Source organism: Prevotella communis, assembly GCF_022024175.1.
GTDB classification, from domain to species: Bacteria; Bacteroidota; Bacteroidia; order Bacteroidales; family Bacteroidaceae; genus Prevotella; species Prevotella communis.
Map to the genome: position 1 here is coordinate 226,066 of NZ_CP091794.1, position 22,507 is coordinate 248,572.

The following is a 22,507-nucleotide window of genomic DNA, read 5'->3' on the forward strand; positions in this document are numbered from 1 at the left end:
AAACGATATTAACATGAAGAGATTCTTATTTTCACTTGTTACTTTAAATCTGTCGCTACTTACTGGCATGGCGCAGACGGGTTATCCTATCACGCCTGTGCCTTTTACGTCGGTAAAGGTAACCCCTGGTACGTTCTGGGGACAACGTCTGGAGGCCAGTCGTAACACGACCATACCCCTCGCTTTTTCAAAATGCGAGAGCGAAGGTCGCTACAAGAACTTCGAGAATGCCGCTGCCCATCTGAAGGATCCTTCAAAGACGTTCAAGGTGAATGGTGTCGGTTACTCTTTCGACGATACCGATCCATACAAAACTCTAGAGGGTGCTGCCTATATCCTGCAGACCTATCCGGACAAGAAACTGGAGGCTTACTGCGACTCCGTTATCGATATCATTGCGACAGCCCAGGAGCCCGATGGTTACCTGTACACTGCCCGTACGCAGAACCCTGCCGACCCGCACCATTGGGCCGGTGATCGTCGTTGGGTTAAGGAGGAGGATCTCTCTCACGAGCTCTATAACCTGGGTCATATGATTGAGGGTGCTGTGGCTTATTGGCAGGCTACAGGAAAACGTAAATTCCTTGATATTGCCTGTCGCTATGCCGACGTGGCCTGTAAGGAGGTAGGGCCTAATCCTGGACAGATGTGCGTGGTGCCCGGTCATCAGATAGCAGAGATGGCAATGGCGCGCCTTTACCTGGCTACTGGTCAGCAGCGCTACCTTGACTTTGCCAAGTTCCTGCTTGATTATCGTGGCAAGACGAGTATCAAGACCGAGTATTCGCAGAGTCATAAGCCTGTCATTGAACAGGATGAGGCTGTTGGTCATGCAGTTCGTGCTGCCTATATGTATGCAGGTATGGCTGATGTGGCTGCCCTCACAGGTGATAAAGGCTATATTGATGCTATCGACCGCATTTGGGATAATATCGTCTCTAAGAAACTTTATATCACGGGAGGCATTGGTGCCACCAGCAATGGAGAGGCCTTTGGTAAGAACTATGAACTGCCTAATATGAGCGCCTACTGTGAGACTTGTGCTGCTATCGGTAATGTGTATGTTAACTATCGTCTGTTCTTGCTGCATGGTGACTCAAAATACTATGATGTATTGGAGCGTACACTCTACAATGGTCTCATTAGTGGTGTCTCACTGCAGGGTGATGGTTTCTTCTACCCCAACCCCTTGGAGTCAATGGGTCAGCACCAGCGTCAGGCTTGGTTCGGCTGTGCCTGCTGTCCTTCAAATATATGCCGTTTTATCCCCTCGCTGCCTGGATATGTCTATGCTGTAAAGGATAAGGATGTCTATGTGAACCTGTTCCTCTCAAATAAGAGTGAACTCACAGTTGGCAAGAAGAAGGTGGCCCTCTCTCAACAAACCAACTATCCTTGGGATGGCGATATTACTATTCATGTGGATAAAACCAATGCAGGTCAGTTTGCTATGAAGATTCGTATTCCTGGTTGGTTGAAGGGTAAGGTGGTTCCCTCTGACCTTTATTCCTATACCGATGGTAAGCGTCTTGGCTATACGGTAAGTGTCAACGGTAAGGCTTACTATCCTGAGAACCGTGATTATATCACGATAGACCGCAAATGGAAGAAAGGCGACAAGGTGCAGATTCATTTTGATATGGAACCACGTATTGTTCGTGCCAATAACAAGGTGGAGGCCGATAGAGGCATGGTGGCTATTGAGCGAGGACCATTGGTTTACTGTGCAGAGCATCCAGATAATCAGTTCGACATCTTCTCGGCACTCATCAATCAGGAGCCGAAGTTCACGTTGGGCAAGGGAGAGATTGCAGGAACTCCCGTTGTGACTTTAAAGACAGATGCACAGACCCTGGACTTCAATAAGCAGGGTAAACTTACCACAAAGGACGAGACGCTGACCCTTATCCCTTATTATGCCTGGTGTCATCGTGGAAGTGGTAAGATGCGCGTATGGTTGCCTCAGGACTTAAAGGCCACTACACCGGCACAGCCTGCTACGTTGGCCAGCGAGAGTAAGGTTACCAGTGGTTCACGTGTTCCAGCCTTGTCGTCTATCAACGACCGACTGGTGCCCCGTGACGAGAACGACCGTTCTGTGCCCTATACTCACTGGTGGCCCAAGAAAGCCTCTACGGAATGGCTTGCTTACGAATTCCCTGCAGCTGCTACTGTTCAGAGTTGTACCGTCTACTGGTTCGATGATGCTCCCTGGGGTGGCTGTCGTGTGCCGAAGTCTTGGCGCATCCTCTATCAGGACGAACAGGGACGGTGGAAGCCTGTAGAAGGTGCTGATGGCTATCCTACCGCCCGTGGCACTGCCTGCACAGTGAACTTCAATCCTGTGAAGACGAAGTCCCTGCGCCTGGAGGTTACCCAGCCAGATGATTTCTCGTCAGGTCTGTTTGAGTGGATAGTGAAGTAGATATAAAAAAGAATCCCGTGGTCATGTTGACTTCGGGATTCTTTTTGTGGTTGGACGACTCGGATTCGAACCGGGAATGACAGAACCAAAACCTGTAGTGTTACCATTACACCATCGTCCAATCGCTTTTTAGCAGCTGCAAAGGTAGGAAAAATTTGGCATATTACCAAATTTTTCCTATTCTTTTGTTATTTTACCGTAATCAGGTAATAGTTCTTCTTACCCTTCTGAGCAAGCAGGTACTTACCGTCAATCAGGTCTTCTGCAGTGATAGCACGGTTCTGGTCGGTCAGCTTCTCCTTGTTCAGTGAAACACCACCGCCCTGAACCATCTTACGCATCTCGCCCTTTGAGGGGAATACGGGGGCTACAGTGGTAAAGAGCTCTACTGCGGGCTGACCCAACTGGTCCTTGCTAATCTCAAACTTCTCTACACCATCGAATACGTCGAGGAAGGTCTGCTCGTCAAGCTTCTCCAGTGCTTCCTTTGTTGACTTACCAAAGAGGATGCTTGAGGCCTCAATGGCCATGTCGAGGGCCTCGCGAGAGTGTACCATCACGGTTACCTCTTCTGCCAGGCGCTTCTGCAGTACGCGGCGACCAGGATCCTGCTTGTGCTCTTCTGTCAGAGCGTCAATGGTCTCTTTGTCGAGTGATGTGAAAATCTTGATATAGCGCTCAGCATCCTCGTCGCTCACGTTCAGCCAGAACTGATAGAAACGATAAGGTGTGGTGCGCTTGGGGTCGAGCCAGATATTTCCAGACTCAGTCTTACCAAACTTCTTACCGTCGCTCTTTGTAATCAGCGGACAGGTCAGGGCAAAGGTCTCTACGTCATTACCTAAGGTTCGACGGATAAGTTCTGTACCGGTGGTCATGTTACCCCACTGGTCGTTACCGCCCAACTGCAGTTTTACACCCTTGTGCTGATAGAGATAGAGAAAGTCGTAGCCCTGGAGCAACTGGTATGTGAACTCTGTGAATGAAAGACCATCACGTGCAGTACCATTCAGACGCTGCTGAACGCTCTCCTTGGCCATCATGTAGTTCACGGTGATATGCTTACCTACCTCACGGGCGAAGTCCAGGAAGGTGAAGTTCTTCATCCAGTCATAGTTGTTCACCATCTCAGCAGCGTTCTCGTCCTTTGAGTCGAAGTCCAGGAACTTTGCCACCTGAGCCTTGATGCACTCCTGGTTATGACGCAGGGTCTCATCATTCAGAAGGTTACGCTCCTGTGATTTGCCTGAGGGGTCGCCAATCATGCCTGTAGCACCACCAACAAGGATGATGGGCTTATGACCACAACGCTGCAAGTGGCGCAGCATCATGATACCGCACAGGTGACCAATGTGCAGTGAGTCGGCTGTTGGGTCGGTACCCAGATAAGCGGTCACCATCTCCTTCTGCAGGAGTTCCTCTGTGCCAGGCATAATCTGTGCCAGCATTCCACGCCAGCGCAGTTCTTCTACAAAATTCTTTCTCATATTCTAATTTTTTATTTATGTCGATGTTGTGTTATCTCGTTATCACGAATGTTACGGCACGGGGTCGTACCCGCTTCCTCCCCAGGGATTACATCTTAAGATGCGCCAGATTGCCAGTCCGAGTCCCTTTATTGGACCATGTTTGATAATCGCCTCTTTAGCATATTGTGAGCACGTGGGAGTGAAACGGCAGGCAGGTGGCGTGAAGGGACTGATAATCCGCTGGTAGAAAATGATGGGTATCAGCAGTATCCACTTCAGCACGAGTGCGATATAATGCCATAAGCGCTTCATAAGCCTCAGTAAACAATCTTTTTTGCGATTCTTTCAAGCAGACTGCACACTTTATGGCTTATCTCAGCAGTAGGACAGGGGCGGTCGGAGAGCCAGATGAAAGCGATATCAATAGCTTTTCCCTCGGGAATCTTCTCAATGAGCACCTGTTTCTGTAGGCGGTAGGCTTCTCGTACTTGTCGTTTCGCACGGTTGCGGTCAACGGCGTGATGAAGCCTCTTCTTAGGAACGCTAATGAGCACCTTGACGGGTTCAGACCTGTCTTGGCGCTCTTGTTGCATATACACGGCTCTTAGTGGAAAGGCTGCCAGCGTGTGGCTTTGACCTCCACCGAAGAGTTCCTCTATCAGTTTCTGGCTGACGATTCGCTCCTGTTTCTGAAAACGAGCTGGAGCCGTCATATAATATATTCTTATATAATAAGGTGAATTAGTCTTCCTGCATCAGCAGATAGTGCTGCAGCGCACCTGTCATGGATGGATACTTCTCTGTGGGAGCTTCCAAATCCAGTCTCAGGCCTGCGTCATGAACAGCCTTTGCCGTGGCGGGACCAAAAGTTGCGATAGCGATATCACCCTGATTGAAATCGGGGAAGTTCTTGGTGAGCGACTCGATACCTGCGGGGCTGAAGAACACCAGCATGTCGTAGTCGAACGTCTTAATCTCTTCTTCAGTGAAGTCGTTGCTGACAGTCTTATACATCACGCATTCCGTGTGCTGCAGTTTCTTAGAGTCAAGCAGTTTGCTGACAGCATCGTTATGTACATCGCTCATGGGCACAAGATACTTCTCGGTCTTATGCTTCACCATGGTGGGCAGCAAATCGTCCATCTTGCCGGTAGTGCCGAAGAATACCTTACGCTTGCGATACTGTACATATTTCTGGATATAGAGAGCGATGGTCTCTGTTACGCAGAAGTATTTCATGTCTTCTGGTATGGTGACACGCAGTTCCTTTGCCAGCGTGAAGAAATGATCAATGGCATGACGTGATGTAAACACAACAGCTGTGTGGTCAAGTATGCTGACTTTCTGTGTACGGAATTCGCGTGCACTCATTCCTTCCACTTTGATAAACGGGCGGAATACCAGTTCTACATCAAAGCGGTTAGCAATGTCATAGTAAGGTGACTTTTCGCTTGAGGGTTTTGGTTGCGAAATCAGGATCTTTTTAATCATTCTCTAATGTCCTAAAAATTTATTTTCAAATTATTGACCGTCATGAGCCATACTCCGCTGAATGCAAGCAATGGCGTTATTTCGAGGGCACAAAAGTACAAAAAAGTTTGCAGAAAAAAGCCTTTTTGCCTAAAAAAGATGAACCAACACTTGTAAAATGTCAGTATTTTGTTCAAAATCAGAACTGAACAGAAGTAAAAGATGCATTTTTCTACACTTAAATCAAAGAATACCAGCAACATGACTAATGGCAGCGTAAGGGTGGTAGAACAGGCGGTAATGAATAGCTGCACCTTAAATAGCTGTATTGTTTTTTTACCTCCAAAGAAGACTGGATCTACGACGAAATGCATCAACCACTTGCAGAGGAAGTAGCCGCCCAAGAGTGCTGATAGTATGATGATGTTGGTGAAAACTGTGTCCCGGACAAAGATGCCAGGTATCTTTTCTGATGCCGCTATATATGAGGCGATGCCTAACAGCATACAGTCAATCACTACGAGTAAGATCTCAAAACGTAATTCATTGGAGGTAACGTTGTTAAGTTCTTCAGAGTGAACCTCATAGAAGAAATTCCTCAGTTGCCTGCTGATAAAATTGCGTGTGAAAGCGATAGATGCTGCGATGGTGACAAAGCACAACAACAATGTGATGGTGGTCAGGTCGTCATTACCCAGCTGACTGGGTATAGGGTGCCCTAACACACCAAAACGACTGCTGTGTGCCTGAGCGGCACACAGCAGCGAGTCGTTTATCAATGGCTCAAAGCCCAAATGCGTGCTTGATGTCATCTACCCGATCCAGTTTTTCCCATGTGAACAGTTCCACTTCGATTGTCTTTGTCTCATGGTAGTGGCTGGTGAAGGTTTTCTTCACAATCTCAGACTGACGTCCCATGTGTCCGTAGGCGGCTGTCTCCAGATACATGGGCTGACGCAGTTTCAATGTGCGCTCGATAGCCTTTGGACGCAGGTCAAACAGTTCCTCAATCTTCTTGGCAATCTCGCTGTCGCTCATGTTCACGCGTGAACGTCCGTAGGTGTTGACGTAGATATTCATGGGTTTTGCCACACCGATGGCATAGCTTACCTGTACGAGCATCTCGTCGGCTACACCTGCAGCCACCATGTTCTTGGCGATATGGCGAGCGGCATAGGCAGCAGAACGGTCTACCTTAGAAGAGTCCTTTCCGCTGAAGGCACCACCACCGTGTGCGCCTTTACCACCGTAGGTGTCAACGATAATCTTACGGCCTGTCAGACCGGTATCGCCGTGAGGACCACCAATCACAAACTTACCTGTGGGGTTCACGTAGTATTTGATGTCGTCGTTGAAGAGTGCGAGTACCTTCTCACTGTGAATCTGTGCTTTTACACGGGGAATCAGGATGTTGATAACGTCTTCCTTGATCTTTGCCAACATCTTCTCGTCCTCGTCAAACTCGTCATGCTGTGTAGATACCACAATGGTATCGATACGCTCGGGGATACCTGCATCGCTGTACTGGATGGTTACCTGGCTCTTTGAGTCGGGACGCAGGTAAGGCATCTGCTTACCTTCCTTACGGATGTCGGCCAGTGTACGCATGATGAGGTGAGCCAAATCCAATGAAACAGGCATGTAGTTTTCCGTCTCGTTGGTAGCATAGCCAAACATCATACCCTGGTCGCCGGCTCCCTGGTTCTCGTCATCCTCACGGTCTACACCGCGATTGATGTCGGCACTCTGCTCGTGGATAGCCGTCAGGATACCACAGGAGTTGCCATCGAACTGGTACTCAGCCTTTGTATAGCCAATTCTCTTGATGGTGTTGCGGGCAATAGTCTGCAGGTCGATATAAACCTCGCTGCGCACCTCGCCCATGATAACTACTTGGCCTGTCGTTACAAAACTTTCGCAGGCTACGCGTGCGTGGTCGTCGTAGGCCAGAAACTGGTCTAATATGGCGTCGCTAATCTGGTCGGCCACTTTATCGGGATGTCCCTCGGATACTGATTCTGATGAAAATAAATATGACATTTCTTACTTTGTAGTTAAATTTTGAGGGTGCAAAGTTACTGAGTTTTTGTGAGATAGCCAAATTTTAGTCTGTTTTTCGGTTAAAATCGATACGACAGCGCCAACCCCACGCTATTTGTCTCAGGCTGGTAAGTAGGCACAATCAGCATATCATCTTCCTTGTCCCAGCCAAGGATACGTTTCTCCATAGGCAACAGCCAGTAGGCGATATGTGTTGATAAGATACCGATGGCCGCGCCTGCTGCCACGTCGTGCCACCAATGCCGGTCGTTGTAAACACGAAGACAGCCTACGCCGATGGCGGTACCATAGGCAGCGATGCCCAGTCCGGTGCCATATTCCATCCTTACCAGTTCGGCTCCCATGAAAGCTCGTGCAGCATGTCCTGATGGAAAGGATTTGTTGTCTGTGCCGTCAGGCCGTTCTTCATGAATCGTATATTTCAGGCCGCCAGCCAAAGCCGTCATCACACAGAAGGCCGTTCCTGTGGTGAGGACACGTTCCCTGCCCGTATGCCTGGCCTCAATACCAGTCCATCCCATGCCGATATTAGCTGCCATGGGCGCATACTGCACATAATCCTCCAGATGCGTATGCTCATGAGCCTGCCCTTGGGTCTGAGACAAGGCTGTCCTGCTGAAACACAGCAGGACAGCACAAGTTAATATCAATGAGATGTCTCTCTTCATATGAAATCAGATTACTCCTCTGGCAACATAATCACCTCTGCACGGTTGCCTGGCTTCAGGAATTCCTGCATGAAGGCAGCGATGCTCTCAGGTGTCTGTGCCTGAACGGTAGCCTTGTAGTCTGTATGGGTATCAACACCGAAGAGACGCAGACGGTTGATCTGACGCAGCCAGTAGTTGTTGGTCTTTGCCTGGTCGTCAATATCCTTCAGCATGTACTCCTTCACCTTGTTCAGCTTCTCGGCGTCAACGCTCTTGGCCAGGTTCTCTACCTCTTCCTTCATGATCTTGGTGGCGATGTCACCCTTCTCAGGCTTCATGGGGCAGTAAACGAGCAACTGTGTCAGTGTGCGGAAATCGTCGCGTGATATGCCAGACTGAGCGGCAACGCTGTAGGCTGCAGAAGCCTCCTCACGAATCTTCTCCGTGTAAATCATGGTCAGGATCTGTCCCACCATAGAAGTGCGGATGACATTCTGGAGAGAATAGTCCATCTTGTCGTTCATCCATGTCATCACGGCGATAGCCTTTGGCGTCTCCATCTTACGTGTGAAGTCGTTGATGACCTCGCCCTTGAAGAGCTTCTCAACATCCTTGCCCTTCACAATCTTCTTCTGAGAGGGCAGTGCGCCAAGGTACTTCTCAATGAGCGGGCGGATGGTGGCCTCGTCATAGTTACCAATGATGGTGAATGTGAAGGCAGCGGCATTGCTGGTCTGCTCCTTAGCCATCTGGAGGATGCGGTCGTAGCTTACGTTCTTCAGGTCCTCAGTAGCAAGAGGTGCCTGACGCTTGTCGTGGCAGGTGAGTGTGAGCGACAGAGAATCGCTGAACACAGACTCGGGCTGCAACAGCTTGTTCTTCAGCATCAGCTCCGTGGTCTTCATCATATTGTCGTATGACTCCTGATCCTTATTGATATTGGTGAAGTAGAGGTAAACCAACTGCAACATGGTCTCTACGTCGGCAGGTGTTGATGAACCGCTGATATGAGCACGGTCGCTGCTCAGTGACAGACTGGCGCTGGCAATCTTACCAGCCAGAGCCTTCTCCAGTTCGGTGTGTGAGAAATTGCCCAGTCCGCTGGCTTCGATAACATCGTCGAACATCTTGATATTGGCAAAGTCGGCCTCGCCATACAGTGAGCTACCGCCAAAGCCCTCACCACTCAGGATGACCTGGTCTTTCTTCAGGTCGGTCTGCTTCAGAATCACCTTCGCACCGTTGCTCAGGGTCAGTTCCTTGTAGTCGAACTTCTTGCCAGCCACTTCCTTCTGAATCTTACCAGCCTTGGGCATGGTAGTAATCAGGGGCTCGTTCTTGACATTATCTACGTAGGCTTCAATTTGAGTGGCGCGTGCCTCGTCGATGGCCTTCTTCAGTGAAGCCTCAGTGGGATAAACGGCACCCTCTTTCTCCTGGTTGAAGTTGAGTACCACCATGTTAGAGTCCTTATCCTCGAAGAATCCCTTCATCAGTTCGTTGACAGATTCCAGTGGCAGGGCGGGAGCCAACTGCTTCATCACCTGATAGTAGTCATCCAGACTGGGGATAGGTTCCTTTGCCAGGTAGTTCTGCACATACTTGTTCACAAACTGACTGTTATAGCGCTTCTCCTTGTTAGAGTACTGCTTTTCCAACTGACTGATGAAGTTTGACTTGTAGCGCTGGTATTCTGTGGCAGTGAAGCCAAACTGTGCAGCACGGCGAGCCTCGATGAAGGCTGCCTTCAGAGCAGCTTCCGTCTGACCCTCTTTGGGCAGTACGCTCACCTCGAAAGCATCCTTGGTCTTTGACAGCAGGTACTGACCATAGTCTACGCTACCCTGCAGATATGGACAGTCGGCTTTTTGAGCCAACTCTGCCAATCGGTCGTTCAACATACCGAGGCAGGCATTCTTCATGTAGTTGATGACCAGATACTGCATGTTCTCCTTGATCTCATCGGGGATAGGATCGCTCTTGAACATCAGTTCCACGATGCTGTACTGCATCTCCTTATCCTTGTCGATGACGATAATAGCCTCCTTGTTGTCGGGCACGTTCTCGGCTACAACAGCAGCGGGGTTGGCAGGCATCTTGATAGGACCGAACAGGTTCTTGATTTTCTGTTCTACCTTGTCAACGTCCACATCACCTACCACGATGATGGCCTGGTTGTCGGGACGGTACCATTTCTCGTAATAGGCACGCAATACCTCGGGCTTGAAGTTATCGATGATTTCCATCAGACCGATAGGCATGCGGTAGCCGTATTTTGAGTTGGGGTACAGACGGGGCAGGTCGCGCTCCAGCATGCGCATCTGGGCGCTGGTGCGCATACGCCATTCCTCATGAATCACGCCACGCTCCTTGTCTATCTCCTCGGCTTCCAGCAACAGACCGTCGGCCCAGTCGTGCAGGATCAGCAGACAAGAGTCTACGATACCCTCGCGTGTGGTGGGCACGTTAGAGATGTTATACACCGTCTGGTCGATAGAGGTATAGGCATTCAGGTCGCGTCCGAACTTCACACCGATGGTCTCACACCATTTCACGATGTCGTTACCCTTGAAGTTCTCCGTGCCGTTGAAGCACATGTGCTCCAGGAAGTGGGCCAGTCCGCGCTGGTCGTCGTTCTCCTGAATAGAACCCACGCGCTGGGCAATGTAGAACTCGGCACGCTGTTCGGGCCATGCATTGTGACGGATGTAATAAGTCAGTCCGTTGTCCAACTTACCGATTTTTACGTCGGGGTCGGTGGGGATGGCTGGCATCTGCTGAGCCATCGCTGTTGATGCGCCTGCTACAAAGAGCAGTGCAGCAACCAATAGTTTTTTGTAGTTTCTCATATCTATTGTTTTTACTCCTCCAATTCTTACAACACCTTTATAATACCCATCAGGTAAACCAGTCCGAAACCCAGCACCATTGAGATCATACCCATGATGAATCCAATCTTCGCCATATCCTTCTGCTGTACCAGGTTGGTAGAGAAGGCCAGTGCGTTTGGTGGGGTAGAGATAGGCAGAATCATAGCGCTTGATGCTGCGATGGCCACACCGATGAGTACTGTTGCCGTACCACCGATAGGATCGAGCTTGTCGCCCATTGCACCGCAAACGATGGCCAGGATAGGCATCAGTAGGGCTGCAGTTGCTGAGTTAGAGATGAAGTTACTCAGCAGGTAGCAGATAGCACCACCGAGAATCAGGATGAGCAGGGGCGAGAAGGTGTCGAAGGGAATACTCTCAATGGCATTCTCTGCCAAACCCGATTTGTTCAACCCGTAGCCTAGTGCGAAGCCACCAGCCACCATCCAGATAACACTCCAGTTGATCTGCTCCAGGTCACGCTTGGTGATAACGCCTGTCAGGGCGAAGATACAGAAGGGAATCATAGCCACGGTGTTGGCATTGATACCTGTGAAACGGTCGGTCAACCACAAAGCAATGGTCACGAAGAAGGTCACGATGACCACGTTGGCGTGGAAACCTTTCTTCATCTCGCCGTCGATATTTAGTTCGATGGTCTTCTGTGTGAAAGGGAACATCTTCTTCAGAATCATCCAACTGATAAACAGCAGGATGATAACCAGTGGGAACATAAACATCATCCACTGACCGAAGCCCAGGTTCATGTTCAGACCCTCGGGGTCGTTCAGGTATTTCAGGGCGATATTGTTTGGAGGCGTACCGATAGGCGTACCCATACCACCCAGGTTAGCTGCTATGGGAATACTCAGTGCCAAGGCGACGCGGCCTTTTCCTTCGGGGGGCAACTGACGGAACACGGGGGTCAGGAATGTCAGCATCATGGCAGCCGTAGCTGTGTTTGATACGAACATGGAGAACAGACCTGTTACGAGCAGGAAGCCCAGCAATACCATCTCACTGCGTGTACCGAAAGGTCTGAGCAGGATTCTTGCCAACTGTGCATCAAGACCAGTCTTTGTGGCTGCGATAGCCAGTACGAAACCACCGATGAACAGCATGATCACAGGGTCGGCGAATGTGGCCATCACACCTTTGTATGAGAGCAGTGGACCAACCTCTTCCTCGTTGACCAGTGGCAGAATACCGCTATCCGTACAGAATAGTAGCATAATCACGATGACCGCTACCGATGTAGCCCACGAACTGACAATCTCAAAAATCCACATCAGTGTGGCGAAAGCAAAGATGGCAATGACACGCTGCTGGATAATCGTCAGGTTATTAATGCCAAACCAGTCGGTAGGCATGAACCAAAGGGTTAATGTGACTAGCAATACCAAGAATATCTTGATGAGTCTCAAGGTGGCATTACTTGGGTGATACTTGTGATTATGACGCAAGTTTCGGGCGGCCTGTACCAGGTGAAGCCCTCTGTAGTTAGTTAACATGTTATTTTATTTTTAGTGTTATTTGGCAGTTATGATTGTTCCCTTTTTCCAAAATTGTGCGCAAAGGTACATATTTATTATGAAATGAGCAAGTAAATGTAAAAAAAATCCTTTTTTATGCTATCTTTTTCGGAAAAAGGTAGTCGGATACGCTGGTTTCTATCTCAATGAGTTTGGGGTAGCAACTTGACGTGTACTGAATAAGTTTTCTTGACAAATCACTTTGGCTCCATTTTCTTGCTGATAGGACTATATTGCACAAAAATGGCCCTAAAAATTTGAGTTAACTCATTTCATGATTTGAGTTAACTCATTTCATGATTTGAGCTAATTCAAATCATCAAATGAATCAGCTCAAAATTATTATTGATTTAGCAAGAAATCCCGACGCAATTTAAGTAGTAAAAAGAAGTTACATTCTCCGTTTCTATAAAATATCATTCCGTAACCTGAAACTCATAGGGATATTGCTTATACTCTGGCGTATTTCCATGAGTCATTACATCTGCATGGTGTTCAGGGGCTCCCATTATAATAAGGAATAGATGCTTGAGGGGTTGGCCATTGGAAGTGAATGATGTTGCATTGACATCGCTATAGATGCTTTCGCCATTGGTAGTAATGCCAACAAAACCATAGCGAAGTTGGTTGCCACGCAGATGCAGATGGAAGATTGGCGAATTGAGGTTTACGAGATTGTCGAGTTTTATGGCATTGAATCCATAGCCCTCTGGCAACAATTTTGGACGAAGCCAACCATTGGAACAGGTCTCTAACTCAGTGTTGAAAGTAGCTGCATACTGACGTGTCTCTTTGTAGGCGTGGGTGAAGTCGAAGTTCACAAGATGCTGGTATCCGCGGAATATCTCGTCGCAGAAGGCTGACTGCGATAAACCGTTCATACGCTTGTAGGTCATGACGGGATCCTCGCCTATGACGCCCTGACGAAATAGTTCGGCAATGAACTGACGGCCGTGAAGGTCGCTCCACCACTGAAGTACATAAGGTGAGTGATAGATATTGTCCATATGCAGAAAGGCTTTATGGGTGAGTGTCTTGAATGCCTCGAAATGGTAGTTCTCATCAGTGATCCAGTCAGGGTTAACCTGCCAGAGCATCCATTGTGATGCCATTTCGAAAAATCCTGTACCGCCCCAGCACTGGCCAATGCTGTCGGCCATTATCTGTGCCTGGAAAGAGTGCCCCAACTCGTGGGCCATGCAGTTCATCTTTGTGTCCTGTATGCGATTGGGTGCCACCCAAAGAGCTCCGATGAAGTTGTCGTAGGTGCCACCATAGGCTGTGCCGTCGAGTGAGTAGTTCACCATGACCATCATCTTGTAATGGTCGGCCTTGCTTTGGTAGTTAGGGGTGACAAATCCCAGTGTGTCGCGGAAAAAGTGATAGAATGTCTGAATGCGGTCACGCAGATTCAGTAGATTAAACGACATATCGTGGCCTTTCAACTGCGGTGGGTTGCTTACATCGTTGCCGAAGCCCCGTTCCCACATAAAAATAAGGTCATCGGTCTCGATGCTCCGATTCAGTGACCACTTCGACGTGTCGGCTTTAAGATTCATACCCTGCAAGTCCTTTGGTATGTAGAGCTTCTTCTGTGCATATACCAGATTGCTCACCAATGATATGGTGATAAGACACAAGCATTTGATTGTAGTATTCATAGTTATAGTTTTTTTCTGAGTTGCAAAGGTATATGTTTCGCCTGATGAGCTCTAACACATTAGACCAAAATGATAGCAAAATCGTCTAATAGAAAAAGCGGATACGCAAATCTGCGCATCTGAAGTGAACCCTTTTAGTTGTGTTCAACTATTGGGATTTACTTTTGCTATTGATCTGATTGATGAGTCAAAGATATGTTTTGATCATCTTTCTTAAAAGATTACTTTTCCTGCTGGATATTCATCTGACACGATGGAGACATGACCATCCAAGAAGGAAAGATAACCACATTTTATAGGGTTTTCAGAATAAAGCTCTCTAGCGAGGAAAACCTTGCCATCTTCTATTTTCTCTATAAAATACTCTTGGTTGTAAATGAGTTTCACTTCATCACCACTCAATACGAATACCGTTAGGATTGGTGTACCAGCGGCATACGCACCGCCCCTAAACACAACAGCCGTGTGGTCAGAGTCAATTCTAAAGGATTTGAACATCTTTACTTTGGAATTCTCAACGCCAATATACGACCATCCTTCATCATCACTGAATGATGCAATTAGTGTATCACCTTTTTTAAACTCTATTTTTGAATAGATGTGATTTGTTTGTGGATCAAAATCCCACTCTTCTGTATCTACATACCAACTAACAGCATATTGATTATTTCCAAAATCCGGGATTGTTTGGGTGTTCGCAATCCTGTATGCGTGATTTCTTTCTCCATTAAAATAAAAGGGCATAATCAACGATGAGTCAGTTTCACAAATTACAGAGGAATTAACTCTACAAACTGCGGGTATTGAATTCATAAAACCCATGAGACACACCGCAAATAAAAAAAATTGTTTCATAACTTCTTATTTATAATAATATATTCCAAAATGACCGATTGTACCGAAGATGCCACAGGGACTGGTCTCTGTCATAACTCCAAAGTGAAGTGAACCCAGAAAGTTTTCTGTCCAAACTTTGGGGTTCACTTCATAATCTGTCCCCATGATCTATAATTGTCCTGGGGTCATATAGCCATCAGATGGGCGCTTAGTGTGACTAATCTTCCCATCTGCGTTAACATATACATACACAGTAATCATATTTATATCCCCTTGCCATCCATGAAATTTAAATGATACCAAGTAATAATCTTTTTCCTTTTTCACTGAAAGACTTTTCTTTATAAACTCAAGATCCTCTGAAGTTGAACCTGAGCCTTGTGTCAAGGGATCATATAATCCAATATCGTATACATCTTCAAACCATGCCTTATAAAAACCTTTAGTACAATATAAAGAAACCAATGAATTTAGCCGATTTTCATCTTCTAATTTTACGTCATATGTAAAATAATTGGTGTAGAACACTTTCAAACTATCCGCACAAGTTATTTTTTGAGCTGAAATGCTTAAAAATTGTGAGACAAACACTACTAATAAAATAACTTTTTTCATAATTAGCGATATATTTTATAACTTGTATTATTAAGTCGGTGGGGCAAAGTTATTCTTTTCTTTTTTCAAACAAAAAAATCTCCGTGTCATTTTCTTTCCTTTTTGTTTCATGGAGATAACACCTATCATATAAACCATTTTTTTTTCAGTGCGTGACACTGTTTTTACATCAAAATACATCAAATGTGATTATAGGTGTAGCTATAATACCCCCAAAAACCTCACTCGAGTGAAATCATCGATTGAGCTAGCCTTACCTTTGCAGAAAAATTATCATCGAAGGATGAATGATGAACAAAAGTTAATTCGTACCTTTGTTGTAGGAAGGACGGATTAACCTCCAGTGGGTAATCTAGTGAGCTAGCCAGACCATGAGTCTAATTTGAGTTATAGTCCCTCTGGGTTCTATCTGCGAAGGCTTAATAGGAAGATAGGCTCGGAGCCTGAGTAAGGTGATAGCCCTAGGCAGAAGATGGTTAATCACGTCCTGAGAATAATAATTCAGACACAAAGGTATGAAAAAAATCTTTATTGGCATCGATGTTTCGAAAAAAACTATAGATGCAAGCGTGATTATCCCGTCAATGACTGGTGACAAGCCCTCACTCCAAGTCTATGGCAAGTTCGACAACAGACCTTCAGGCTTCCGTAAAATGGTCGCTATGGTGCGTAAGGCAGCTGCAGGCATAGATACGTCCGAATGGACATTCTGCTGTGAGACAACAGGCGGATACGACATCGCATTGTGTGACTACATTACATCCAAACAGATGATTATCTGGCGTGAACATGCGGCGGAGATTGCAAAGATTCGCAGAGACCACGGCAAGGACGACCGCAGGGACTCGCTGCTCATTGCAGAGTATGCATGGCGCAACCAGGACAAAACACGCCCTTATACGCCAAAAAACGTTGAGATTCTGAATCTGCGACACCTGCTTCTCTATCGCAGGCAGCTGGTGGAGATGCGCAAGCAACTGGTCGTTAGATCAAACGAATTGAAACAGATTGCCGAGAACTGCGAACAACTCAAATTCATGTACAAGGACAGCCAGAAACTCATAAAAGAGATAACAGAGCGAATAGAGAACTGTGAGGTAAAAATGCGTGAACTGATGTCAACAAGTCCCACGATTGCTGCCAATTTCAGTCATATCATATCCATCACAGGCATAGGACTGGTCAGCACAGCGGCCATCCTCATCTATACGAATAACTTCATTGGCATAACATCATATAAGAAGTTTGCAAGTTACTGCGGTATAGCGCCATTCTACGAGGACTCCGGAACGACCGTGCACAAACGCGACTATATAGGACACAAGTCCAACAGTATAGTACGAACATATCTCACACAGGCTGCACAGGTCGCATCACGCTTCAACGTGGACATGGTTGAATACAAACAGCGCATGGCATTAGCTGGAAAACCTCAACAGGTGATTATCATCAATATTGCCAACAAACTGCTCAGAATCGTATTCTCTGTCATCAAGAACGACTGCGACTATGAGCCAAGACATGAGTACATGCGACAACAACGCATTGCACAAGAAAAAACTGTTGCATGAAACATATGAATTGAGAAAGGGCGTAGCCCCCTTAAACATCAAAAACATCGTCACAGGCGATAAACATATAAGAAATAATTGAAATTTAAATATTTTAATACTCAAAATTCGTGATTTACCATAGGAAGCTGAATTCATGAAATCACCCGGCTCAATTCATGAATTCAGCTATATAGTAAGATTACCTGCTTTTTGTGCTGTTTTTCTACCTTGCATCAATATACAGTTCGCCCTTCAGACATTCGCAGATGTGCTGAAGGGCGACGGGGAACCAGTGGAATATGTTCAGAGGTTGAGGAGATAATAACTGATGTAACAAACTAAGGATACGGCAAGTGGTTTTAATGGTGCCAATGTTTTGGTAAAATCAAAAATACAGAATGAGAATTATCAAATAAACAGATTAAAACGCCTCAAAAACACCGAATGAAATACCTCAAAAAACAAGATTTCCTTGCGTAATCCAAATATTTACATTAAGGTGGTCAGATGGCATACACCCGTCCTGATGGGGTAAAGATTATACCATTAGGTTGCCTTAAAGATTAGTCCTCTTAAAAGGTGAAGGACAAATTAAATAGGTTAAGTACTATAATACCCTTAAAGAAAAAAAAGCGGATACGCAAATCTGCGCATCCGCTTTTTCATTTATGGAGTTAATTCTTACTTTACCTCCCAGATGTCGTTGGTCTCGAGCAGCTCCTCGAAGTTGTGATACTTCTTCTGGGCGCTGACCTCTGCGAGCTGTGCGTGAACGGCATCGTTGTAGGTAGGAGCATCCACGTCGCGAATCACACCGAGGGCGATGGGGAATCCATCCTCAGGCGTCATCATGGCGAGCTTCAGCTGTAGGGTGTTGTCCTCGCAGTGAGCATCGTGAACCAATACGTCGTCGATGGTGTAGCCATCCTTACCGATCTCTACCACCTTCAATCCGAAGCCCTGCTGTACCAGTCCGAACTCATTGTTCTCACCGAACACGAGTTTCTCGCCGTGACGTACGTAGATGGCGTTCTTCTTACGACCTTCGTTGTTGTAAACCACATCGTGGCAGTGGTCGTTGAAGATGACACAGTTCTGCAGTACCTCAGTAACGCTGGCACCCTTGTGCTCGTAGGCAGCCTTCAGCACCTCCACAGTACCCTTGGCATCAGTAGCCACACAACGGGCGAAGAAGTGTCCGCGGGCGCCGAAACAGAGCTCTGCTGGGCGGAAGGGATCCTCAACGGTGCCGTAAGGGCTTGACTTAGACACGAAGCCACGGGGTGAGGTAGGTGAGTACTGACCCTTGGTCAGACCGTAGATACGGTTGTTCAAGAGGATCATGTTGAGGTCGATGTTTCGACGATTGGCGTGGATGAAGTGGTTACCACCGATAGCCAGTCCGTCACCATCACCACTAACCTGCCAGACGGTGAGGTTGGGGTTAGCCACCTTGGCACCAGTAGCGATGGCAGCGGCACGACCGTGGATAGTGTTCATGCCATAGGTAGCCATGTAGTGGGGCAGACGGCTTGAACAGCCGATACCAGAGATAACTGCTACGTTCTCGGGAGCTACGCCAATCTCGGCCATAGCCTTATGGAGTGAAGCCAGGAAGAAGTGGTCGCCACAACCAGGGCACCAACGGGGCTGGCCTTTCTTAAAATCTTGTGCTGTATAACTCATAACGGTTTACTTCTTTAAAATGTCCTCGAATGCGTTAACTAACTCTTCTACAACGAAGGGCTGACCCTTGACCTGATTGAACTGAGCAGGTACGAAGTTGTCGACCTTCATGCGCAGATAACCTGCCAACTGACCCATGTTCTGCTCGGCTACAACCACCTTCTTGTACTTCTTCAGTACCTCGGTGGTGTTCTTGGGCAGCGGGTTCAGGTACTTGAACTGTGCCTGAGCTACCTTGTATCCCTTAGCCTTCAGCTCGTCCATGGCAGAGTGCAGATGGCCGTAGGTAGAACCGAAGCCTACAATCAGCAGGTCGGCATCATTCACATCGCCATCTACCTCAAGGTCGGGCACCTGGATATTGTCAATCTTCTGCTGACGCAGACGAGTCATCAAGTCGTGGTTCTCAGGGTTGGTAGAGATAGCACCTGTCTCTGAGTCCTTCTCCAGTCCACCGAGGATGTGTGCGAAGCCCTCACGACCAGGAACAGCCCAGTAGCGGGTACCGTTCTCAGCACGCATGTATGGTGTCCACTTACCCTTCAGTTCCTCAGGAACATAAGGAGGATTGATAGCGTCGAGCTGAGCCATCTGGGGCAGTTTGAAAGCGCCAGAACCGTTAGCGATATAAGCATCGGTGAGCAGTACCACAGGCGTCATATGCTCAAGTGCAATCTTACAAGCCTGGTAGGCAGCATCGAAGCAATCGGCAGGACTGGTAGCAGCCATCACAGGCATGGGGCTCTCACCGTTACGGCCAAACAATGCCTGCAGCAGGTCGGTCTGCTCAGACTTCGTAGGCAGACCAGTAGCAGGACCGCCACGCTGTACGTCGAGTACCACCAGAGGCAACTCCATGATGACAGCCAGGTTCATGGCCTCGCTCTTTAGGCAGATACCAGGACCAGATGTAGAGGTGACACCCAGAGCACCGGCGAATGAAGCGCCGAGAGCCGAAGCACAACCAGAAATCTCGTCCTCGCACTGTACGGTGATAACGCCGCAAGACTTGTGCTTAGAGAGCTCGTGGAGCACGTCGGTAGCAGGGGTGATAGGATAAGAACCCAGGTAGAGGCGCAGACCAGCCTTCTCGGCAGCTGCGATGAAACCGTAGGCAGTAGCCTTGTTACCGGTGATATCCATATAGCGTCCAGGAGTCTTCTCCTTGGTTTCTACGCGATAAACATTGATGGCGTTAGAATGGGTGTTGTGTCCGTAGTCCCAACCAGCCTGAATCACCTTGATGTTGGCCTCGGCAATAGCGGGCTTCTTGGCGAATTTCTCCTTCAGGAAGTTGCCTACAAGGTTCAGGTCGCGGTCGAACAGCCAGCATACGAGACCCAGCGCAAACATGTTACGGCATTTCAGCATGGCCTTGTTGTCCATGCCAGAGTCTGCCAGACAGTCTTTCACCATCGTGGTCAGCGGGCACTGGATGACGCGATCGGGGTCGATACCCATCTCGCCCAGATAGTCCTCAGTCTGGAACTGAGCTTTCTCCAGGTCCTTAGGACCGAAGGAGTCGGTGTCGATGATGATGGTGGCACCTGGTTTGGCATAGCGATACTGTGTTTTCAGGGCAGCAGCGTTCATTGCTACCAGCACGTCGCACTTGTCGCCAGGGGTGTAAACCTTACCTGCACCGATGTGTACCTGGAATCCAGACACACCTGTCAGTGAACCTTGCGGGGCGCGGATGTCTGCGGGGTAGTCTGGGAATGTTGAGATACCGTTACCTACGGTAGCTGAGACCGTAGAGAAAATGTTGCCGGCAAGCTGCATGCCATCGCCGGAGTCACCTGAAAAACGAACGACCACTTGGTCGAGCTCTTTCACTTCCAATTGTTCAGCCATAATATATATTGGTTTAATAACGTATTGTACTACTAAAAAATCGACCGCAAAATTATTCATTTTTAACGGGAATACCAAAGAAAATACGTAAAAAATGCATATTTGTAGCAAAAAAGCCGCAAATATGCATTTTTATTGCGATAAATATGCAATTTAGTATTCAAATGATGAACCACCCAGGAACTCACGCAACAGAGAGGTAGGTGGAATCTGGTCCTCGGGAATAGGACGGATATACTTCAGGAACTTGCGCAGACGGTAAGCCTCGGCATACTCTGGACAGTCCTCGGGAACCTGTTCCAACAGAGGTTCTGCCTGACTCTTGATTACTGCCAGTTCGAAGAGCATGGCAGAATTGAACATCTGGTCGCAGTTCTCCTGGAAGGGGAATATCCATTTGTTCTCGCCCTTACGTACCGATGGCCAGCGACGGATGGTCTCCTGTGCGGATACCCCGCGATATTTGTAGTCGCGAATGATGCGTCGCAGCAGTCGGTTGTCGGTAGTGGGGATATAGTTGTGATTATCGAGCAGCAGCGTGGTCAGTGCCGAGGCATACACACGGTATATCTGTTCCTGAGGCACGGTGGCCATGAGTTCGGGGTTCAGAGCGTGGATACCCTCAACCACCAGAATCTGGTCATCCTCCAACTTCAGTTTGCGGCCGCTCTTCACGCTCTTGCCCGTGGGGAAGTCGTAACGGGGCAGTTCTACCTCCTCGCCACGGAACAGGGCATTCATCTGCTCGTTGAGCAGGGGCAGGTTGAGTGCGTGCAAGTTCTCGAAGTCGTAGTCGCCGCTCTCATCGCGTGGTGTCAGTTCACGATCCAGGAAGTAATCATCCAGTGAGATACCGATTGGCTTGATGCTGTTCACAGCCAGTTGCACGGACAGACGCTTGCAGGTTGTGGTCTTGCCACTTGACGACGGACCGGCGATGAGTACCAGTTTGATGCCTTTGCGGTTGGCTATCTCGTCGGCAATACGCGCAATCTTCTTCTCCTGCAGAGCCTCACTAATCTGAATGAGGTGCGAGCTGAAGCCCTTGTCGATACATTCGTTCAGGTCGCCAATGGTGCGCATGCCCAGGATGTCCTGCCAGCGGTGGTGCTCCTTGAAGATGCCAAACATCTTGTCCTGCATGATAAGCTCACCCAACTCGTCGGGGTGCTCGCGCGAAGGGATGCGCAACAGCAGTCCGTCATAGTATTTCTCCAGTCCGAAGAGATAGATCTGTTTCGTATTGGTGAGGATGGAACCATAGAAATAGTCGTAGTATTCGCCGATGTCGTAGAAGGTGGTGTAGAGCGAACCGGTGCTCTTCAGGAGTTTTACCTTTGAGAAGGTGTGCAAGGCGTTGAACATCTCGATGGCCTCCTTGGTTGTTGTCTCATGACGATGGATGGGCATCGCTGCGTCAATAATCTCCTGCATGCGCTTGCGGATACGGCCGGCATCCTCCAGCGTCACGGGATGTCCGATGTTCAGGTCCACATAGTAACCATTGCTCACAGGGATATCGATAGCCACCTTGCAAGGCGTGTACAGGTCGCGTACGGCCTTACAAAGGATGAAAAACAGGGTGCGCGTGTAGGCACGCTGGCCCGATGCCGAGGTGATATCGAGGAATTCCACGCGTTTGGGTTTGTAGATGCGATAGTGCATTCCTTCCACCTTGTTATTTACATGTGCGAGGATAGGCTCGTGCTCCATGGTGAGATTCATCAACTGCAAAGCCTCACTGAGGTTACTTCCCATGGGGATATCATAGTCCTGCCCATTGTTCAGACAGGTTACTTTTACTGTTTTTTCCATATCTTATAT

The 22,507-nt window shown here is 48.0% G+C and carries 17 protein-coding genes and 1 tRNA gene; 2 read left to right on the plus strand and 16 right to left on the minus strand.

Annotation, left to right across the window (positions count from 1 at the left end):
- Positions 1 to 13 precede the first annotated feature (13 nt).
- Positions 14 to 2,425: a glycoside hydrolase family 127 protein gene (locus L6466_RS00895; RefSeq protein WP_237802350.1), complete on the plus strand. Its 2,412-nt coding sequence runs from the start codon at positions 14 to 16 to the stop codon at positions 2,423 to 2,425.
- Positions 2,426 to 2,472: 47 nt separating this feature from the next.
- Here L6466_RS00895 and L6466_RS00900 read toward each other — a convergent pair.
- The 13 genes from L6466_RS00900 to L6466_RS00960 form a co-directional block, all read right to left on the minus strand.
- Positions 2,473 to 2,546: transfer RNA gene (locus tag L6466_RS00900), tRNA-Gln, on the minus strand.
- Between the two features lie 67 nt (positions 2,547 to 2,613).
- Positions 2,614 to 3,912 carry a tyrosine--tRNA ligase gene (tyrS, locus tag L6466_RS00905; protein WP_237793653.1) on the minus strand — a complete coding sequence of 433 codons (1,299 nt, stop codon included), beginning with the start codon at positions 3,910 to 3,912 and terminating at the stop codon, positions 2,614 to 2,616.
- 51 nt (positions 3,913 to 3,963) lie between these two features.
- Positions 3,964 to 4,206: a membrane protein insertion efficiency factor YidD gene (yidD, locus tag L6466_RS00910; protein WP_091813463.1), complete on the minus strand. Its 243-nt coding sequence runs from the start codon at positions 4,204 to 4,206 to the stop codon at positions 3,964 to 3,966.
- Between the two features lie 5 nt (positions 4,207 to 4,211).
- Complete coding sequence (locus L6466_RS00915; protein ID WP_091813466.1) at positions 4,212 to 4,607, minus strand: ribonuclease P protein component; 396 nt, start codon at positions 4,605 to 4,607, stop codon at positions 4,212 to 4,214.
- Between the two features lie 28 nt (positions 4,608 to 4,635).
- On the minus strand, positions 4,636 to 5,385 hold the full coding sequence (locus L6466_RS00920; protein ID WP_091813469.1) for a uroporphyrinogen-III synthase: 750 nt from the start codon (positions 5,383 to 5,385) through the stop codon (positions 4,636 to 4,638).
- Positions 5,386 to 5,396: 11 nt separating this feature from the next.
- A complete protein-coding gene (locus L6466_RS00925; RefSeq protein WP_237802349.1) occupies positions 5,397 to 6,176 on the minus strand; it encodes a DUF4271 domain-containing protein in 780 nt (259 codons plus the stop codon).
- On the minus strand, positions 6,148 to 7,404 hold the full coding sequence (metK, locus tag L6466_RS00930; RefSeq protein ID WP_091813476.1) for a methionine adenosyltransferase: 1,257 nt from the start codon (positions 7,402 to 7,404) through the stop codon (positions 6,148 to 6,150). The genes L6466_RS00925 and metK overlap by 29 nt, the downstream gene beginning before the upstream one ends.
- A gap of 80 nt (positions 7,405 to 7,484) precedes the next feature.
- On the minus strand, positions 7,485 to 8,093 hold the full coding sequence (locus tag L6466_RS00935; RefSeq protein WP_237802348.1) for a phosphatase PAP2 family protein: 609 nt from the start codon (positions 8,091 to 8,093) through the stop codon (positions 7,485 to 7,487).
- 11 nt (positions 8,094 to 8,104) lie between these two features.
- A complete protein-coding gene (locus tag L6466_RS00940; RefSeq protein ID WP_237802347.1) occupies positions 8,105 to 10,924 on the minus strand; it encodes a M16 family metallopeptidase in 2,820 nt (939 codons plus the stop codon).
- A gap of 26 nt (positions 10,925 to 10,950) precedes the next feature.
- Positions 10,951 to 12,456 carry an SLC13 family permease gene (locus tag L6466_RS00945; protein WP_237802346.1) on the minus strand — a complete coding sequence of 502 codons (1,506 nt, stop codon included), beginning with the start codon at positions 12,454 to 12,456 and terminating at the stop codon, positions 10,951 to 10,953.
- A 437-nt stretch (positions 12,457 to 12,893) separates the two neighbouring features.
- Positions 12,894 to 14,138 (minus strand): DUF6055 domain-containing protein, encoded by a 1,245-nt coding sequence (locus L6466_RS00950; RefSeq protein ID WP_237802345.1) that lies wholly within the window; start codon positions 14,136 to 14,138, stop codon positions 12,894 to 12,896.
- Between the two features lie 213 nt (positions 14,139 to 14,351).
- Positions 14,352 to 14,993: a hypothetical protein gene (locus L6466_RS00955; protein WP_143010044.1), complete on the minus strand. Its 642-nt coding sequence runs from the start codon at positions 14,991 to 14,993 to the stop codon at positions 14,352 to 14,354.
- Positions 14,994 to 15,143: 150 nt separating this feature from the next.
- Positions 15,144 to 15,590 carry a hypothetical protein gene (locus L6466_RS00960; RefSeq protein ID WP_237802344.1) on the minus strand — a complete coding sequence of 149 codons (447 nt, stop codon included), beginning with the start codon at positions 15,588 to 15,590 and terminating at the stop codon, positions 15,144 to 15,146.
- Positions 15,591 to 16,105: 515 nt separating this feature from the next.
- On the opposite strand from L6466_RS00960, the gene L6466_RS00965 reads away from it, so the two are divergent.
- Entirely contained in the window at positions 16,106 to 17,161 is a 1,056-nt protein-coding gene (locus L6466_RS00965) for an IS110 family RNA-guided transposase (RefSeq protein WP_091817140.1), read from the plus strand.
- Positions 17,162 to 17,824: 663 nt separating this feature from the next.
- Here the strand turns inward: L6466_RS00965 and L6466_RS00970 are convergent.
- The 3 genes from L6466_RS00970 to L6466_RS00980 all read right to left on the minus strand — a co-directional run bounded on the left by L6466_RS00970 (position 17,825) and on the right by L6466_RS00980 (position 22,498).
- On the minus strand, positions 17,825 to 18,829 hold the full coding sequence (locus tag L6466_RS00970; protein WP_091813512.1) for a 2-oxoacid:ferredoxin oxidoreductase subunit beta: 1,005 nt from the start codon (positions 18,827 to 18,829) through the stop codon (positions 17,825 to 17,827).
- 6 nt (positions 18,830 to 18,835) lie between these two features.
- On the minus strand, positions 18,836 to 20,683 hold the full coding sequence (locus tag L6466_RS00975) for a 2-oxoacid:acceptor oxidoreductase subunit alpha (protein ID WP_237802343.1): 1,848 nt from the start codon (positions 20,681 to 20,683) through the stop codon (positions 18,836 to 18,838).
- Positions 20,684 to 20,836: 153 nt separating this feature from the next.
- A complete protein-coding gene (locus L6466_RS00980) occupies positions 20,837 to 22,498 on the minus strand; it encodes a nucleoside kinase (RefSeq protein ID WP_237802342.1) in 1,662 nt (553 codons plus the stop codon).
- Positions 22,499 to 22,507: the final 9 nt, after the last annotated feature.

What these genes read in the sequence shown, in the direction of transcription:
- L6466_RS00925 (WP_237802349.1), bottom strand. Translation starts at nt 6,176, where the DNA reads ATGACATCAAGCACGCATTTGGGCTTTGAGCCATTGATAAACGACTCG.
- L6466_RS00940 (WP_237802347.1), bottom strand. Translation starts at nt 10,924, where the DNA reads ATGAGAAACTACAAAAAACTATTGGTTGCTGCACTGCTCTTTGTAGCA.
- L6466_RS00975 (WP_237802343.1), bottom strand. Translation starts at nt 20,683, where the DNA reads ATGGCTGAACAATTGGAAGTGAAAGAGCTCGACCAAGTGGTCGTTCGT.
- L6466_RS00935 (WP_237802348.1), bottom strand. Translation starts at nt 8,093, where the DNA reads ATGAAGAGAGACATCTCATTGATATTAACTTGTGCTGTCCTGCTGTGT.
- L6466_RS00970 (WP_091813512.1), bottom strand. Translation starts at nt 18,829, where the DNA reads ATGAGTTATACAGCACAAGATTTTAAGAAAGGCCAGCCCCGTTGGTGC.
- L6466_RS00920 (WP_091813469.1), bottom strand. Translation starts at nt 5,385, where the DNA reads ATGATTAAAAAGATCCTGATTTCGCAACCAAAACCCTCAAGCGAAAAG.
- L6466_RS00915 (WP_091813466.1), bottom strand. Translation starts at nt 4,607, where the DNA reads ATGACGGCTCCAGCTCGTTTTCAGAAACAGGAGCGAATCGTCAGCCAG.
- L6466_RS00980 (WP_237802342.1), bottom strand. Translation starts at nt 22,498, where the DNA reads ATGGAAAAAACAGTAAAAGTAACCTGTCTGAACAATGGGCAGGACTAT.
- L6466_RS00955 (WP_143010044.1), bottom strand. Translation starts at nt 14,993, where the DNA reads ATGAAACAATTTTTTTTATTTGCGGTGTGTCTCATGGGTTTTATGAAT.
- L6466_RS00945 (WP_237802346.1), bottom strand. Translation starts at nt 12,456, where the DNA reads ATGTTAACTAACTACAGAGGGCTTCACCTGGTACAGGCCGCCCGAAAC.
- yidD (WP_091813463.1), bottom strand. Translation starts at nt 4,206, where the DNA reads ATGAAGCGCTTATGGCATTATATCGCACTCGTGCTGAAGTGGATACTG.
- metK (WP_091813476.1), bottom strand. Translation starts at nt 7,404, where the DNA reads ATGTCATATTTATTTTCATCAGAATCAGTATCCGAGGGACATCCCGAT.
- L6466_RS00895 (WP_237802350.1), top strand. Translation starts at nt 14, where the DNA reads ATGAAGAGATTCTTATTTTCACTTGTTACTTTAAATCTGTCGCTACTT.
- L6466_RS00960 (WP_237802344.1), bottom strand. Translation starts at nt 15,590, where the DNA reads ATGAAAAAAGTTATTTTATTAGTAGTGTTTGTCTCACAATTTTTAAGC.
- L6466_RS00965 (WP_091817140.1), top strand. Translation starts at nt 16,106, where the DNA reads ATGAAAAAAATCTTTATTGGCATCGATGTTTCGAAAAAAACTATAGAT.
- L6466_RS00950 (WP_237802345.1), bottom strand. Translation starts at nt 14,138, where the DNA reads ATGAATACTACAATCAAATGCTTGTGTCTTATCACCATATCATTGGTG.
- tyrS (WP_237793653.1), bottom strand. Translation starts at nt 3,912, where the DNA reads ATGAGAAAGAATTTTGTAGAAGAACTGCGCTGGCGTGGAATGCTGGCA.